Source organism: Vibrio sp. S9_S30, assembly GCF_014694455.1.
Lineage (GTDB): Bacteria > Pseudomonadota > Gammaproteobacteria > Enterobacterales > Vibrionaceae > Vibrio.
Genome location: NZ_JAAUWT010000004.1, coordinates 316,973 through 333,254, shown reverse-complemented (window position 1 = coordinate 333,254; position 16,282 = coordinate 316,973). Strand labels below are relative to the sequence as shown.

At 44.0% G+C, this 16,282-nt stretch carries 10 protein-coding genes and 3 tRNA genes; 6 read left to right on the top strand and 7 right to left on the bottom strand.

Features of this window, described 5'->3' with window-relative positions; translation table 11 throughout:
* Positions 1-92 precede the first annotated feature (92 nt).
* The 3 genes from HC752_RS07085 to HC752_RS07075 form a co-directional block, all read right to left on the bottom strand.
* Positions 93-179 (bottom strand) — tRNA-Leu (locus HC752_RS07085).
* Between the two features lie 65 nt (positions 180-244).
* Positions 245-320, bottom strand: a tRNA-Gly gene (locus HC752_RS07080).
* A 3-nt stretch (positions 321-323) separates the two neighbouring features.
* A tRNA-Cys gene (locus HC752_RS07075) sits at positions 324-397 on the bottom strand.
* A 499-nt stretch (positions 398-896) separates the two neighbouring features.
* On the opposite strand from HC752_RS07075, the gene HC752_RS07070 reads away from it, so the two are divergent.
* Positions 897-2,960 carry a tetratricopeptide repeat-containing diguanylate cyclase gene (locus HC752_RS07070; RefSeq protein ID WP_190334424.1) on the top strand — a complete coding sequence of 688 codons (2,064 nt, stop codon included), beginning with the start codon at positions 897-899 and terminating at the stop codon, positions 2,958-2,960.
* A gap of 65 nt (positions 2,961-3,025) precedes the next feature.
* Here HC752_RS07070 and pgsA read toward each other — a convergent pair whose 3' ends face one another.
* The 3 genes from pgsA to uvrY are packed head-to-tail and all read right to left on the bottom strand — an operon-like array spanning position 3,026 to position 6,110.
* On the bottom strand, positions 3,026-3,583 hold the full coding sequence (pgsA, locus tag HC752_RS07065; RefSeq protein ID WP_104402545.1) for a CDP-diacylglycerol--glycerol-3-phosphate 3-phosphatidyltransferase: 558 nt from the start codon (positions 3,581-3,583) through the stop codon (positions 3,026-3,028).
* A 50-nt stretch (positions 3,584-3,633) separates the two neighbouring features.
* Positions 3,634-5,466: an excinuclease ABC subunit UvrC gene (gene uvrC, locus HC752_RS07060; protein ID WP_190334423.1), complete on the bottom strand. Its 1,833-nt coding sequence runs from the start codon at positions 5,464-5,466 to the stop codon at positions 3,634-3,636.
* The gene (gene uvrY, locus HC752_RS07055; RefSeq protein WP_190334422.1) at positions 5,466-6,110 is read right to left on the bottom strand and encodes a UvrY/SirA/GacA family response regulator transcription factor; all 645 of its coding nucleotides are present in this window, start codon (positions 6,108-6,110) and stop codon (positions 5,466-5,468) included. The genes uvrC and uvrY overlap by 1 nt, the downstream gene beginning before the upstream one ends.
* A 506-nt stretch (positions 6,111-6,616) precedes the next feature.
* Between uvrY and HC752_RS07050 the strand changes: the two genes are divergently transcribed.
* Positions 6,617-8,980: a DNA polymerase II gene (locus HC752_RS07050; protein WP_190334421.1), complete on the top strand. Its 2,364-nt coding sequence runs from the start codon at positions 6,617-6,619 to the stop codon at positions 8,978-8,980.
* A gap of 122 nt (positions 8,981-9,102) precedes the next feature.
* Here the strand turns inward: HC752_RS07050 and HC752_RS07045 are convergent, their stop codons facing one another.
* Entirely contained in the window at positions 9,103-11,700 is a 2,598-nt protein-coding gene (locus tag HC752_RS07045) for a CHASE3 domain-containing protein (RefSeq protein ID WP_190334420.1), read from the bottom strand.
* Between the two features lie 470 nt (positions 11,701-12,170).
* Here HC752_RS07045 and HC752_RS07040 point away from each other — a divergent pair, with 470 nt between their 5' ends.
* The 4 genes from HC752_RS07040 (at position 12,171) to HC752_RS07025 (ending at position 16,199) form a co-directional block, all read left to right on the top strand.
* Positions 12,171-12,611 (top strand): ATP-dependent zinc protease family protein, encoded by a 441-nt coding sequence (locus HC752_RS07040; protein WP_190334419.1) that lies wholly within the window; start codon positions 12,171-12,173, stop codon positions 12,609-12,611.
* Positions 12,611-13,516, top strand: coding sequence for a 30S ribosomal protein S6--L-glutamate ligase (gene rimK, locus HC752_RS07035; protein WP_190334418.1), 906 nt, complete (start codon positions 12,611-12,613; stop codon positions 13,514-13,516). The genes HC752_RS07040 and rimK overlap by 1 nt, the downstream gene beginning before the upstream one ends.
* A complete protein-coding gene (locus HC752_RS07030; RefSeq protein ID WP_342029458.1) occupies positions 13,503-14,561 on the top strand; it encodes a succinylglutamate desuccinylase/aspartoacylase family protein in 1,059 nt (352 codons plus the stop codon). Before rimK ends, HC752_RS07030 begins: the two co-directional genes overlap by 14 nt.
* A 267-nt stretch (positions 14,562-14,828) precedes the next feature.
* Positions 14,829-16,199 carry an L-serine ammonia-lyase gene (locus tag HC752_RS07025; protein WP_190334416.1) on the top strand — a complete coding sequence of 457 codons (1,371 nt, stop codon included), beginning with the start codon at positions 14,829-14,831 and terminating at the stop codon, positions 16,197-16,199.
* Positions 16,200-16,282: the final 83 nt, after the last annotated feature.

Here is a 16,282-nt window from a genome sequence, read left to right as displayed (position 1 = left end):
TGGGAAGGTATAACATTAACTTGGGAAGATATGGCGTTCACCTTGGAATAGGTTGTGCTCTATGGTTGAGAGAGTGTCGAAGATATGTGAGATGGTGCCCCGGGCCGGACTTGAACCGGCACAGCGCGAACGCCGAGGGATTTTAAATCCCTTGTGTCTACCAATTCCACCACCAGGGCACACAATATTCATTGTGATGGAGACACCATCTTGATACCGCTGTAAAAGCTATATCATCTTAATTTGGAGCGACACACGAGGTTCGAACTCGTGACCTCAACCTTGGCAAGGTTGCGCTCTACCAGCTGAGCTAGTGTCGCAAATGGAGGCGCGTCCCGGAGTCGAACCGAGGTCCACGGATTTGCAATCCGCTGCATAGCCACTCTGCCAACACGCCTTAGACTCTTTCGAAAAACCCTAATTCAGTTCCTCTTGAGTACGGGGAGGCATTCTACGCATTCCCGCGAGAGCGTCAACTGTATTTTTTAGTTTTTTGATTCGTTTGGCTATTTTCCGATCAAAAGACACAAAATGGTCGTTTTCATTGCTGCATGGTAGGGGCTGTTGATCTTTAATGGTGGTTGATCCAACAGTTTCCGAGACCTTAAACGCAGTACAGGTCAAATTGTATACTCGGTATGTATTAATCGGTTAACTCGCACAAATGCAACAAACGATTACACGGTATAAAAATCTGGTCAGCTTACACCCAAAATGCGAACCCTTTCCTTTGCATCATCAATTAGTATTGATAGTAAAAACCTTTCCGAAGCTAACCCTCTCTGATTCATCTTTAAATTCAATAGGCAAGATAAATTATGAGTTTTTCGACCGATCTTATATTTTTTAAAGTATGAGGTGCTATAATCTGCGCCTTATTATTATAGGGGTCGCCAATGAATAGCTCGCAATGGCAAACGGATCTACTGCAACATGTACGCAATATTTTCACTTCTGCTTCCGCCGAAGAAGTCGTAGAACGGCAACAAAAAATTCGCGAGCTATCAGAAAAGCACGGTCATTCTATTCCTGTAGAATTTCACTCTTTCTTTAGTGCTTACACCCTTTATAGAGGTGGTAAATTAATCCCCGCACTTAGGGAGTTTTTTGATTGTGTATCCTTGTGCCAAACCCACCAGCAGCATTATCTCCTTCTTATCGCCTACTTCAATATTGGGACCATATTCGGGTTATTAGGCGATCACTCTCATGCTAGCGAATTCCTAACAAAAGCGGAAAGAATTCACAAATATGGTGACAAACGTCTCGTATCGCTTATCAAAAATAATATTGGTGATCTTTTTGCTGCGGTAGGACAACACCGAAACGCAATAGACTACTTCACTGACGCGATTAAAGGTCTAGAAGAGGACGAATTTCAATTTGCACTGATTTCCTACATGAATTTGGCGGGTTCTCATATCGAATTGAAACAGTACGAGGAAGCCAAAGCCATCTTCGATATTCTCGAAGTTCATGCTTTCGGAAATATGCGATACCTCAGTTTCTATCATCAAAAAAAAGCAAAGTACTACCTCGCAGTTAAAGAGATTTCACTAGCAGAAAAGCAGCTAGACCTTGCATTAAAAGCCATTAACCAATGCAAAAATGATTACTATTTGTCTGAGATAGCTTTAGATTATTGTGAACTTTTGCTTGTACAATCCAAGTGGGATGAACTGGATAATCGCTTGGAGAGTGGGCTGTCATTGGCAAGAAAAACTGGAGCCAATAATCTGATTGATAAATTCAATCAGATCTTGTTATCTCGAATAGAGCAAATGCCAACTGGTGAGGAGCGCGATAGACACTATCAATTGATGTTTGTTTCGCTTCAAAAATCTCGCGAATCTGCAATCACACGAGAACACGACTATTTAAGCCAGATATATCAGTTAAATATGGATAGGCTGGCATTAGAATCCGCACAAGACATCAATAAAAATCTCCGTTTGATCAATAAAATTGGTCAATACCTCAGTACATGCGACAATTTTAAGGATGTTATCTTTCAGTTAGTCGAAGACCTAAAAGGTTTGTTTAAAGTCGATACTCTCGCCATCGGCTTTTACCAACCACAGCACAATCGTATTTTCATAGAACATTACTACGACGACAACGAAATTAAAGATGCGCTTTACATCGACTTTTCTGAGCAGGCAACGTTTTTCGAATACTGCGGAAAAAACAAGTGCCCTCTCTACTTCAACGACATGACAATAGACAAAAAGAAAGCCATGTTAGGCAGATCCGCAGAACACGAAAACCAAAACTCGCTGCTGTTCGCCCCCATCACTATAAATAGTGAGGTAAACGCAATATTTACCATCCAAGCTACTGATTGTTATGCGTATCAAACCTATCAGTATGAACTTTTTTTGCAATTAACCAATTACCTTTCTATCGCGCTTGAGAATCAGATAAACCGCAAAAAGCTCACATTACTTTCTCAGACAGATCACTTAACGAGGCTCTGGAATCGCCAATCACTTGATGCCCACTATCTTGATCTGCAAAAGCAAAGAGTCTCTGAATACAGCATCGTGATGATCGACATTGATTGCTACAAACAGTTAAACGATTACTATGGTCACGTGGAAGGAGATAAAGTTCTGGTGACGCTCACACAATTGATAAAGGAAAATTTTGAGCGACTAGATGCCAAATGTTATCGCTATGGTGGTGATGAGTTTGTTGTTGTGGTGCCAAATCACGACGTAACCTCTTTGACTCAAACCGTTCAGAACATACAGCACGCTTTATACGAATTGAAAATACCGAATAAACGTTCCTACTGCGCGGATCGTGTTTCTCTTTCTATTGGGGTGGCACACTTTTCACATTGCGCGTCTGACCTGACTCTATCTGATTCTTTGCATCATGCTGATACCGCGCTTTACCAAGCAAAACGAAGCGGAAGAAATCAATTTGCCGTAACACAATTAAAAAAAACGGATTAACCATCCGTTTTTTATGACACCTTAATCAGGCAAAACCTACCGTGGCGGCTTATGTAACCGGAACTCTACTGGTGTTTCTCATCCAACAAGTCATCTTTTGCCGCGACTAAATATTGCATCATTGACCAGTATGTCAGGATCGTTGCGAAATACAGAGCCGCATAGCCTAGCCATACCATCCAGTCATCATAACGCCAAATAAGCACCCATAACGCAAACATTTGCGCTAATGTTTTCACTTTACCGACCCAAGAAACGGCAACACTTGAACGTTTACCTATTTCCGCCATCCATTCACGTAGCGCGGAAATGATGATTTCGCGAGCAATCATGGTAATAGCCGGAATGGTGATCCACCATGTCGCGTAATGCTCTGTGATGAGAATAAGCGCTGTTGCCACCATAACCTTGTCAGCCACTGGATCTAAGAACGCGCCAAAACGAGAGGTCTGACCTAATTTGCGTGCCAGCATGCCATCAAGCCAATCGGTGAATCCTGCGACCCAAAAAACCATTGCCGCAGCAAAAGGGGCCCAAGATGCAGGGATATAAAACACAATGACAAATACAGGAATCAGTACTAATCGAAGTAAGGTTAGAATGTTTGGTATGGTAAAACGCATAGATATTTTAGGCTCTTAGACATTGCGCGCTTAATGGTGCGTCAAAACGCTTATTGTTTCAATGCTTGATGAATGTTTTCTGCCAAAGAAAGGCTAATACCGGGAACTTTGGCGATTTCTTCGACACTTGCACGTCTCAGCTCTTGTAATCCCCCCATGTATTTAAGCAAAGCTTGGCGTCGTTTTGGGCCAACGCCTTCAATTCCTTCTAGTGCGCTGGTCCTTCTTGTCTTTCCGCGTTTGGCTCTGTGCCCAGCTATTGCATGATTGTGGCTTTCGTCACGTATGTGCTGGATAAGATGCAACGCTGGTTCATCCGTCGCCATGTTAAATTCATCACCATCGGTCGTAATCATTGTCTCTAAACCGGGTTTACGAGTTGTCCCCTTTGCAATACCAATCAGTCTTGGACGCTTAGGCCAATCATCCCAATGCCGCGCAATTATCTCATGCGCACGATTGAGCTGCCCTTTACCGCCATCGATAAAAACAATATCGGGGATTTTTTCTACATCCAGTTGTTTTGAATAACGCCGATCAAGCACTTGCCCCATTGCTGCATAGTCGTCCCCGCCAGTTATTCCTTCGATGTTATAACGTCGGTATTCTTGCTTAACAGGCCCTTCTCGGTTGAATACGACACAGGATGCAATGGTGCTCTCGCCCATTGTGTGGCTAATATCAAAACACTCCATACGTTGGATCGAATCCATACCCAGATGCTCTTGCAGTGCCTTAACGCGCTGGTTAATGGTCATCTTATGGTTAATTTTGGTCGTAATAGCCGTCAGGGCGTTGGTATTGGCCAACTTAAGATAGCGAGATCTCGTCCCTTTTGGGTTGGTTTGGATGGTAATCTTTCTACCTGCAATCTCGGAGAGTATGTCCTGAAACGGTTCGGCATCCTCAAACAAGTCTTGCTCCAAGATAAGCCGCGAAGGAATGGTTCTCGCCTCGTTATGGCTCAAATAATATTGACTCAAAAAGCTGTGAAAGACTTCATGCCTGTCGGTATTATTGGGAATTTTGGGGAAATGACTGCGGCTCCCCAATACCTTTCCTTGACGAATCATGAGAATATGAATGCACGCCACACCATTTTCTTGTGCAAAACCAAGTACATCTAAGTCATCCATCGAATCTTCAGACACGAATTGTTGCTCTTGTACGCGCCGAATAGCTTGAATCTGATCGCGAAGTGAGGCCGCATCTTCAAACCTCAGCTCCATGCTGGCTTTTTCCATTTTAGAAACCAAGGTTTCAACGACCAGCTTGTCTTTTCCATGCAAAAATAGGCGCACGTAATTCACGATCTCTGCATATTCTTCATCGGAAATGATGCTAGACACGCAAGGGGCAGCACAACGACCGATTTGGTACATCAGGCACGGCCTTGTGCGGTTGCTGTAAACCGTGTCTTCACATTGCCTAACTGGGAAAATCTTTTGAATCAGGTGCAACGTTTCTCGAACGGCACCAGAATCTGGGTAAGGACCAAAATACTCGCCTTTGCGCTTTTTCGACCCTCTGTGCATCGATATACGAGGGTGCTTATGACCACTTAAAAAGATGTATGGGTACGACTTATCATCCCTCAGCAATACATTGTACTTGGGAAGATATTGCTTGATGTAGTTGTGCTCTAAAATAAGCGCTTCAGTCTCAGTGTGAGTAACCGTGACGTCTATTTTGTTAATGTGGCTGACCAACGCACGCGTCTTTTCGTTATCGACCTTTTTACGAAAATAGCTTGAGAGGCGCTTTTTAAGATCTTTGGCTTTACCGACATAAATTACCGTCGACTCGGCGTTATACATTCTGTATACGCCGGGCTGACTGGTAACGGTATTAAGAAAGGAAACGGAATCGAACGGCTGAGACACTACAACGTCTCAGTGTCGATCATTCCGTGACGAATGGCTAAGTGGGTCAATTCAACATCGCCATTAATATCCAGCTTGCTGAAAAGACGATATCGGTAACTGTTCACCGTTTTAGGGCTCAGGCTTAATTGCTCAGAAATGTCAGTTACTTTTTGCCCCTTAGTAATCATCATCATGATTTGAAGCTCTCGTTCCGAAAGGTCTTTAAAAGGATTTTCAGATGCGGAAGAGAACTGGCTTAACGCCATTTGCTGCGCAATTTCAGGGGAAATATAACGCTGCCCAGAATGCACCATTCGAATGGCATTCACCATTTCGTCTGGTCCTGCTCCTTTTGTCAGATAACCTGCTGCTCCCGCCTGCATCACTTTTGTTGGGAAAGGGTTCTCTGTATGCACTGTTAGTACAATGATTTTTACATCAGGGTTAAATCGAAGCACTTTTTTCGTTGCCTCTAAACCACCAATGCCTGGCATGTTCATATCCATTAAAATAACGTCAGCATGACTGCTTCTGCACCACTTGACGGCTTCTTCACCGCTGTCAGCTTCCCCTGCTACGTTCATACCACGGACGTCTTCAATAATACGTCGTATCCCTGTGCGAACCAGCTCGTGATCATCTACAAGGAAAACATTAATCAAACTTGTATCTCCACACTCATTTTTTGGTTCTAACTATGTTTTTAATTCACTATCCAGCGAATCATTCACATAAATATCAGATGAACTCATCATATCTCAATTCTGACTTAAAAATTACAACGATTATGCGTCCTAACGCAAACTTTAATCATAACTTATAATCAGAGTCGTTAAGTCGCCCACCGTTTGAACCAAATTCCACCGTTTGTTGTAGGAATTTTAGTCACCTATATAAAGAGAGCGCGAATTAACACTGTATTGATATTTCAGTAATACCAACTTAACGTCTTAAATTCCATTAAATTATTCGACGTAGACCTCATAAGTAAACATTCTTACCGATAATCAAACCGCCAACACCCAATACTTCTGATGTGATTTTTCTAAGTCAATGCAACTATGATAATAGCGAGCTTCTCCTGCAAAATGCTGATGGGTGGTATACCGTTAGTGGACTCAGGTATACTCCTTCGGTATCTGTATAGCCATTTACAAAGGCGTAAGGTTTGACCATTCAAGATGGATTTGTTTTAACAAGACAAGCACGTGATGTGTCTGGAAGGGCGCAGGTCGATTTATGGCTAAGTACAAACAATGGCCCCGTTCATGTTGTCATTCCAAACCAAAAGCCCGTCTTTTTTATTGAGACGGAGCATGGTGCCGTGGCTTCTGATCTTCTGAGCGACGCCGAAATTGAACACGACGTTAAGCCATTACCGCTTAAAACATTCGATCACATACCCACCTCTGGGGTTTACTTTTCATCCATCAAAAGCGCCAATGCTGCTTCTCAAATTCTTGCGAGTAATGAGCTGATGACGTACGAATCGGATGTTCGGCTTGCCGACCGATACCTTATGGAGCGTTTCATCCAAGGCAGTATTCAATTTCAAGGAAAATGGGTATCGAAGCGAGATCATCACCAATACTTAAATGCCCAGTGTAAGAGCGGAACCTATCACCCTAATCTCACTCAAGTGTCACTCGATCTGGAATGCAGCGAAAAAGGCATTCTCTATTCCATTGGATTGGACAGTGCTATGGATAGCCGCGTCATTATGATTGGAACGCCTGAACCCTGTGACACGGCGGTTCAATGGGTAGAAAATGAGTTTCAGCTTCTGCACGCTATGTGCGACTGGTTTACCCAATTTGACCCAGACATAATTGTTGGCTGGAACGTGATCGATTTTGACTTTCAACTGCTGCATAAACGCTGTGAATGGCACAACCTGCCATTAAAAATTGGGCGAGGTGGTCAAACGGCACATTTCCGACAATCGAGCGCCACAAACCAAAGTTTTATTCGAATTCCTGGTCGCGTTGTACTGGATGGAATCGATACACTAAAAACGGCAACGTATCACTTTCGCTCTTGGTCTCTCGAATCGGTATCCCAAGAACTGCTTGGTGAAGGGAAAGACATCCATAACGTCCATGACCGTATGGATGAGATCAACAGAATGTTTAGAGAAGACAAGCCATCGTTGGCCAAATACAATTTACAAGACTGCAAACTGGTGAATCGAATTTTTAAACATACCCATTTACTAGAGTTTGCGATAGAACGTTCAAAGCTAACTGGAGTCGAACTGGATCGAGTTGGTGGCTCGGTGGCCGCCTTTACTAACCTTTACCTACCCCAGCTTCATCGTGCTCATTACGTCGCCCCCAACCTCCAGCCAGAAAATTGGCTCGCAAGCCCTGGGGGCTATGTGATGGATTCCGTTCCAGGACTTTACGATTCGGTGTTAGTTCTCGATTTCAAAAGCCTATACCCCTCCATTATTCGCAGTTTTCTTATCGACCCGTTAGGGTTAATTGAAGGGTTAAAGCTCGATATTGGCAATACGCAAGATTCTGCCGTTGCAGGGTTTCGTGGTGGGCAGTTTCACCGTGAAAAACACTTTTTACCTAAGATGATCGAACAGCTCTGGGCGGCAAGAGACGTAGCCAAAAAGAATAATGAAAAAGCATTCTCCCAAGCCATTAAAATTATTATGAACTCTTTTTATGGAGTGCTCGGTTCCTCCGGTTGTCGTTTCTTTGATACCCGACTTGCCTCCTCTATCACCATGCGTGGTCATGAGATCATGAAACAAACCCGCACGCTCATTGAAGAAAAAGGTTATCAAGTTATCTATGGTGACACAGACTCCACATTTGTGGCCTTAAACAAACCACACTCTCAAAAAGATGCCGATGCCATTGGGCGAACTCTCGCTAACCATATCAATGAGTGGTGGACGTCTCATCTCAACTCAGAATTCGGTGTAACCTCTCATTTGGAGCTGGAATACGAAACGCACTATCGAAAATTCTTGATGCCCACGATCAGAGGCTCTGAAGCCGGTTCTAAAAAGCGTTATGCGGGGTTGGTTGGCGAAGGAAGCGAAGAAAAAATCATCTTCAAAGGGTTAGAAAGTGCAAGAACAGACTGGACACCACTTTCTCAGACATTTCAGCAAACATTGTACGATATGGTGTTCCATGACAAGGATCCAGAGGACTACATTCGTGACTATGTTGAAAAAACCAAAGATGGATCGTTCGACCACCAACTGGTTTACCAAAAAAGACTGCGTCGAAAATTGGCCGATTATCAAAAAAATATTCCTCCGCAGGTTCGAGCGGCTCGGTTAGCCGATGAAAGAAATGCCGCCCTTGGTCGACCGCTGCAATATCAAAACAAAGGCCGAATAGAATACGTGATAACGTTAAATGGCCCCGAACCAAACGAGTATTTACAAAGCGCCATCGATTACCAGCATTACATAGATAAACAGTTAAAGCCTGTCGCAGACGCCATTCTCCCATTTATTGGCTTAGACTTTGAAAGCTTGAATGCGCCACAGCTTGGGCTTTTCTAACGCTCTACCTCTAAAGAACTGAGCTGTATGAGTTCAGAGTCAAAAAATCCAAAAGAGCCAAACATTGTCTGGCTCTTTATATCATTGTGAATCATTTTCATTCAGTTTGAATACGTGGGCTGCTATGTGCCCACATTAAACTGTGCCACCAGCGTTTTCAGCTTCTCCGCTTGATAAGACAAGTCTCTCGCCGAAGACGCCGCTTGATTTGCTTGGGTGTTTGCATTTTTCGAAACTTCTGAAACCGTCTCAACGCTTTCACGCACTGCAATACTTGCATTTGCCTGTTCTTTCGACGCCGCCGCGATACTGTCTATCATAGTAGCCACCGCTTCTGCTCCGGCAACAATATTCTCTAAACTCATTCCGGCTTTACCTACAAGTTCGACCCCTTCTGCCACATGGCTAGTGCCGACACTCATTCTATCTACAGCCAGCTTAGTTTCACTTTGAATCGCTTGGATTGAACCAGCAATTTCTTCTGTCGCCGTTGTGGTTCTGTCTGCCAATGTTCTCACTTCATCCGCCACCACAGCAAAGCCTCGTCCTGCTTCACCTGCACGCGCAGACTCAATGGCAGCATTCAATGCAAGTAAATTGGTTTGCTCAGCAATGTCATTAATGACGTTAAGAATATCGCCAATTTCAGAACCTCGTTTACCCAATTCAGCCACACTCTTGGAAGAAGCCATTACCGCTTCGTTAATGGAGCTCATACCCTGTATGGTGTTTCGAACAATATCACCACCAGAATTTGCCGTAACCCCTGCTTCTTTTGCGCTGCTTGTAGCATCTGTCGATTGCTTAGCTACCTCGGCAACACTTTGCATCATGTCATCAATCGACGTAAAAATATGTTCCACTCGTTCGGCTTGAAGATCCAAGTCTCGTGCCATTTGCTCACTTGTCTGCGCGATGTCATGCGTTCCTTCCGCAACTTGATCCGTCGTTGAAAGCACTTCTCGCATCGCTTGTTTCGTTTTGTAAACCGCTTGATTGAAGTTTTCCGACATTTTGCCCAGCTCATCTTTGGAATCCACAGCAATCTTGACCGTTAAATCCCCTTCCGCTAGTTTGCGTAGCCCATTCGCCACTTCTTCTACAGGTTGAACAATACTTCTCAAAACCCCCAAAAAAACCACCCCGCCGATCAACACAGAAACCAACGTGCCGATAATAATGGTGTAAGCGGTATTGTCAGTCGCCGTTTCAGCAGCGGCCTGTTGTTGCGTTATCAGTTTTTGTTCTATTTCAATAAACTCAGCAATTTGTTCTCTAAACTTATCAAAGTAGACCTTACCACGAGCCTCCCTAACCAAGTTGGTTACGTCGGTCATGGTTTGGGCACGACCAATTCGAGAACGAAGTGCGATGGCCGGCTCCATCACACTCAATCGCCATTCTGAAATGGTTGTTCGTGTTTCTTCAAGCAACGCAACTTGCTCTGGGTTATCACTCACCGTCTCTTTCTGGGAGTCAATGGCTTTATTGAAATTCTTAAAGCCCTGTTCATAAGGCGCCAAAAAGGCCACTTCTCCCGCCAATAAATAGCCGCGCATGCCAATCTCCATCTCCATCGCCGCCACTTGAATATCGAGTACTTGTGATATGACCTTTTGCGTGTGTTCCGCCCATTGAGCTGATTCGCTCACTTCATTAATCACCGTGGTTATCTGCGCAACACTTTGAGCGGATTCTTCGCCTCTTTGAGCAATAAGCTTTTCTTCCTCAGTGAGGATTTCAGCTATTTGCGTTCGAAACCTATCAAAATATTGTATGCCTTGCCCCTGACCAATCAAACTTGCCATGTCATCCACCGAGAGCGATCCAGAGACCACTTGCTTTCTATCTGCTATAGCAGGCTCCGTCACATTTTTGTTCCAGTTTATGATGTTATTTTCAATCGCATTGATTCTGGAGACTTGAATGGGGTTATCACTTACTTTTTCCTTCAATGCTTTACTGATTTCAAAGAAGCGCGTTTTACCATTGGTATAAGGCTCCAAAAACTCAGATTGACCAGTCAGCAAGAACCCTCTCATCCCCGTTTTCATATCCACCGCCGCAGATGTGATCTCCAAGGAAAGTCGAATAACATCATGAGCACGATTAACCCATAAGTTATTTGTTTCTAAAGCGGAAGTCATTTCACTAGCATTAGCCGAGGGCTCGATACTTGACGCGCGTCTAGCTTGGAGAAATGTGTTTTCCCGAGAGATAAAAGTAGCCATTTGTTCTCTAAATTTATCGAAAAACACCTTACCTCTCGCTTCTCCGACCAAATCTGCCAAGTCATCCATCGTTTGGGTAGGAACAATGTCTCGGCGTAGTGAAATGGCGGGTTCCGTGACATTGGCTACCCAAGCATTAATATTGCTTTGCATGTCCGACAAACGTTTTACTTGGGCAGGGTTATCACTAACGGTCTGTTGCAATTCTGAAATCAAATGACTAAATCGAGTTCGCCCATTGATATAAGGTTCTAGAAAACCTTCCTGACCAGCCAGCAGAAAACCACGCATTCCGGTCTCCATATCCACCGCCGCCCCTTCAACTTTCATGGCTTGCTGGATGACCTTATGTGTTTGGTCTACCATGTAACCGGATTTACCGTGGTTATGTGTGCTATTCAGCGCAACGGCGGAAAGGGTGATCAGCAACAAAAGTGGGATACCAGTGCCCAATGATACTTTCAACGTGAGTGGTAAGTTCTTGAACATATCTAAACCTTCGCCTTACCTTTGAGTGCGTCGCACTCTGTGGATGTGATTTAATCCATTAAGTGATGTGGTAACGGCTCTAAGCTGGCTTATAAACGTTAAGTTAATCCATGCACTTTTGGTGGATAAGTGAGCTTACCAATAAAGATATAGCCTAAGAACCATGATTTAGACAGCCCTAAATTTATATCATTTATAGGGAATAAAACCACCTAACACCGCTTCATCGACTGATAAGATGAGCCCTATGTAATAGCGTTGAAATCTCTCTATTTAGTCATCACATTTTAATCTTCAAGATTAAAATGTTTGTATGACACACAGAATACGACCTGATACAATCAATGACACTGAGTATCTAAGAGGGCAATCACTCCCCTCTACTCAACACTGTTAACTGTACTGAAAAGCTCTATCGACTAAGTACATCGCTTCATGGCTGTTCCTAGCCTTTACCTTAAGTAATTGAAATGAATAAGAAGATCATCGTAGGGTGGCGAGAAGTGCTAAGCCTACCTGAACTTCGCTTAGATCGTATCAAAGCGAAAATAGATACAGGTGCGCGAACTTCATGCCTACACGCATATAAATTAGAAACATTTACTCGGAACAACACGCTCTGGGTACGATTTTGGATGCACCCAGAGCAAAACAACACTGAGCTGAGCCAGATTTGCGAAGCCAAAGTCATTAACAAACGAGTAGTGCGAGATTCTGGTGGTCATGAAGAAGAGCGATACGTCGTGGAAACACTCCTTTCACTAGGTGGGGAGCAGTGGCCGATCGAAATTACATTAACAAACAGAGAAAACATGAGATTCAGAATGTTGCTCGGCAGAACCGCCATGCGAAACCGAATCATTGTTGACCCAACCGAATCATTTTTAGTGCCACTTGAGGAGAAAAAATAGTGAAAATTGCCATCCTTTCTCGTAACGCGTCTTTGTACTCTACTCGTCGTTTAATTGAGGCGGCAGAGATTCGCGGTCATGAAGTTAAGGTTATTGATGCCCTGCGTTGTTACATGAATATCAACTCAGATAAGCCTGAAGTGCACTATAAAGGTGAGGAGCTCACTGGGCTTGACGCTATTATTCCAAGAATTGGCGCTTCCGTAACGTTTTACGGCACAGCGGTATTACGTCAATTTGAAATGATGGGTGTATTCCCTATTAATGAATCGGTTGCCATTACTCGTTCACGTGACAAACTACGCTCTCTACAACTGCTTTCAAGAAAAGGCATTGGTATGCCCGTAACAGGATTTGCGAGCAAACCAGATGACGTAAAAGACTTATTAGATATGGTGGGTGGAGCACCTGTTGTGATCAAGCTTCTTGAGGGCACTCAAGGTATTGGTGTGGTTCTAGCCGAAACGAAAAAAGCAGCCGAAAGTGTTATCGAAGCGTTTATGGGTTTGAAAGCCAACATCATGGTTCAAGAATTTGTAAAGGAAGCTGGCGGTGCCGATATTCGTTGTTTTGTTATCGGTGATAAAGTCATTGCAGCAATGAAGCGACAGGGCGCAGAAGGTGAGTTCCGCTCTAATTTGCATCGTGGAGGGACCGCGTCTTTAATTAAGATCACCCCAGAAGAGCGTAAAACAGCAGTCGCAGCTGCTAAAGCAATGGGTTTAAATATTGCTGGGGTAGACTTGCTACGCTCTGAACGCGGCCCCCTAATCATGGAAGTTAACTCGTCTCCTGGTCTTGAAGGAATAGAAAAAGCAACAGGTAAAGACGTCGCCGGGATGATCATTGACTTCATTGAAAAAAATGCGTCCACCAAAGGAACTAAAACTCGTGGCAAAGGCTAAAAGAAATCAAAACTTTGAACTGCTAAACCACATCATAGAGCCAGGCAAGCGCTCGACGTTTGAACTGGAAGCAGCGAAGTTGTATACCCATTCGCCCCTTTCTATTCAAATAGAAGTGATCAATGGTAAATACGCTGGTCCTGTTATGATGGTGAATGCCGCCATTCATGGGGATGAGCTGAATGGTGTTGAAATGGTGCGTCAATTATCAAAAACCATCGATCCAGCGAAGCTCAAAGGTACGGTTATTGCCGTCCCCATTGTGAACGTGTTCGGGTTTATTCATAAGTCGCGATACTTGCCCGACCGAAGAGACTTGAACCGCTGTTTTCCCGGTTCAGAAAATGGATCACTTGCCTCTCGAATGGCGTATTCCTTCTTCAATAAGGTGGCGACTCGCTGCAATATTATTTTGGATCTTCACACTGGTGCAATCCACAAAACCAATTTGCCCCAAATCAGAGCAAATTTGGAAAACAAAGAAACACTGAGGCTTGCCAAAGCATTCAATACCCCCGTTGTTGTGGATGCGGCTCTGCGTGATGGCTCGCTTCGCAGTGAAGCGGAGCGACTCGGTATTCCAACGCTAACCTACGAGGCGGGCGAGGCGCTACGTTTTGAACCGATCTCGATCAACGCTGGATTACTGGGTATCAAGCGAGTAATGCAAGCCGCAGGCATGTTAAGGGAAAGCCGTAAGAAGTATTCGGAGCCGGTCATAGCGAAATCGACGAACTGGATTCGAGCCAATAACGATGGCATGTTGCGCACTGTTGTTACTTTAGGAGAAAAAGTATCAAAGCTTCAGGTGTTGGCGTATATAAGCTCACCACTTGGCGATACTGAAACGTGCATCGTCGCCCCCAAGGAAGGCATCGTGATCGGGCAACAAACCTTGCCGCTAGTGAATGAAGGCGACGCCGTATTCCACCTCGCGTTCTTTACTCAAGATACAGAACTGGTGGAGCAAGCTGTTGAAAGTTATATAGACGAAATAAGCGACGTCGAGAGCGATATCATTACAACGGGTCAATTAGCGTATTAACTTAGAAATTAGCGTATTCACTTAGAAGTTAGCGTATTCACATAGAAATTAGTGTATTCACTTAGAATGCGTGCATTACTTAAGAAGAAACGCGAGCTAGGGGTAACACAAACTCTTTGAGGCGTAAATATGATACCCAGCTAATATGGCTGGGTATTTTTATTGGCTCTAGCTCTCGATCCAACTCAATGTTTTATCTCTAACTTTGAATATAGCTAAACTCAAAATTACACTTAACATACCAATAACAATTCCAGTGAGTAATGCATGCTTTCTATATTCGATATCTTCAAAATTGGCGTGGGACCTTCGAGCTCACATACAAACGGTCCTATGATTGCGGGTTATCAATTTGGTCAAAAACTAATACCAGATTTACACAAGATATCTCGAGTACAAATTGATCTTTTTGGCTCCCTTTCTCTCACGGGAGTTGGGCATCACACTGATAAAGCGGTATTGCTAGGATTGATGGGCAACGAACCCGCCAACATTAATATTACAAAAGCAAACCAACTGCTTGATGAGCATACTAAAAAAAACAAACTTCTATTATGCGGTCAACGTTCAATCGAATTCATAGAAGATAAGGATCTCCTTTTTCATCAACACGCTTTGCCTTTACATGAGAACGGCATGTCGATTACAGCATACGACATTGAAGGTAACGAATGTACCAAGGAAACGTATTACTCCATCGGTGGTGGGTTCATCGCGACAGAAGCGCAGCTGAACAACCCAAATAGCGAGGAAACTCTTGAAGTCCCCTACCCTTTTACCAATGCAGAAGAGCTTTTAGGTCAAGCAGAACAACATGGCTTGAGCCTTGGCGGTCTTATCCAAAAAAATGAGCTGACGTATCGTTCTCAAGCCGATTTGGAAAAAAAAGCCGATCAAATCTGGGAAGTCATGAGCCAGTGCATGGATAAAGGTTTTGAAACCGAAGGCATCTTGGATGGTGGGCTGAATGTAACCCGGCGCGCCCCAGCGCTACTCAAGAAACTCGAAGCCAATGCCTCAATAGAAACGGATCCTATGGAAATCATGGATTGGATAAACTTATTTGCTTTTGCTGTCAGTGAAGAGAACGCGGCTGGTGGGCAAGTCGTCACCTCACCGACTAACGGAGCAGCAGGTGTTATACCCGCTGTAATGATGTATTACCATCAATTTCTACGCCCTTTAGACAATAAACAGATCCGAGACTTTCTAGCCGTTTCAGGCGCCATTGGTATGCTCTATAAAATGAACGCCTCCATCTCAGGAGCCGAGGTCGGCTGTCAAGGTGAAATAGGCGTTTCCTCTTCTATGGCCGCAGCTGGATTAACCGCTTTACGAGGTGGCAGCAATGAGCAAATTTGCATTGCGGCAGAAATTGCAATGGAACATTCACTTGGAATGACCTGCGACCCAATCGGAGGGCTTGTTCAAGTTCCCTGTATAGAAAGAAATGCAATGGGGGCGATTAAAGCAATCAACGCATCGAGAATGGCACTAAAAAGAACCAGTAAATGTTTAATATCATTAGATAAAGTGATCGACACTATGTATCGAACCGGTAAAGATATGAATAGCAAATACCGGGAAACATCATTAGGTGGTCTTGCTATGATTCATCTCGCACCGCCATGTGAATAGCCATAAGCATAAACAGAAAAAGAAACAGTATGCCTATCGTTCAGACATACGCATCATTCCAATAGACGAGTAGCTGGCAGAGA

Excerpts from the sequence above, each read along its gene's own strand:
- HC752_RS07040 (WP_190334419.1), top strand. The coding sequence starts at position 12,171 with ATGAATAAGAAGATCATCGTAGGGTGGCGAGAAGTGCTAAGCCTACCT.
- HC752_RS07045 (WP_190334420.1), bottom strand. The coding sequence starts at position 11,700 with ATGTTCAAGAACTTACCACTCACGTTGAAAGTATCATTGGGCACTGGT.
- HC752_RS07025 (WP_190334416.1), top strand. The coding sequence starts at position 14,829 with ATGCTTTCTATATTCGATATCTTCAAAATTGGCGTGGGACCTTCGAGC.
- pgsA (WP_104402545.1), bottom strand. The coding sequence starts at position 3,583 with ATGCGTTTTACCATACCAAACATTCTAACCTTACTTCGATTAGTACTG.
- HC752_RS07070 (WP_190334424.1), top strand. The coding sequence starts at position 897 with ATGAATAGCTCGCAATGGCAAACGGATCTACTGCAACATGTACGCAAT.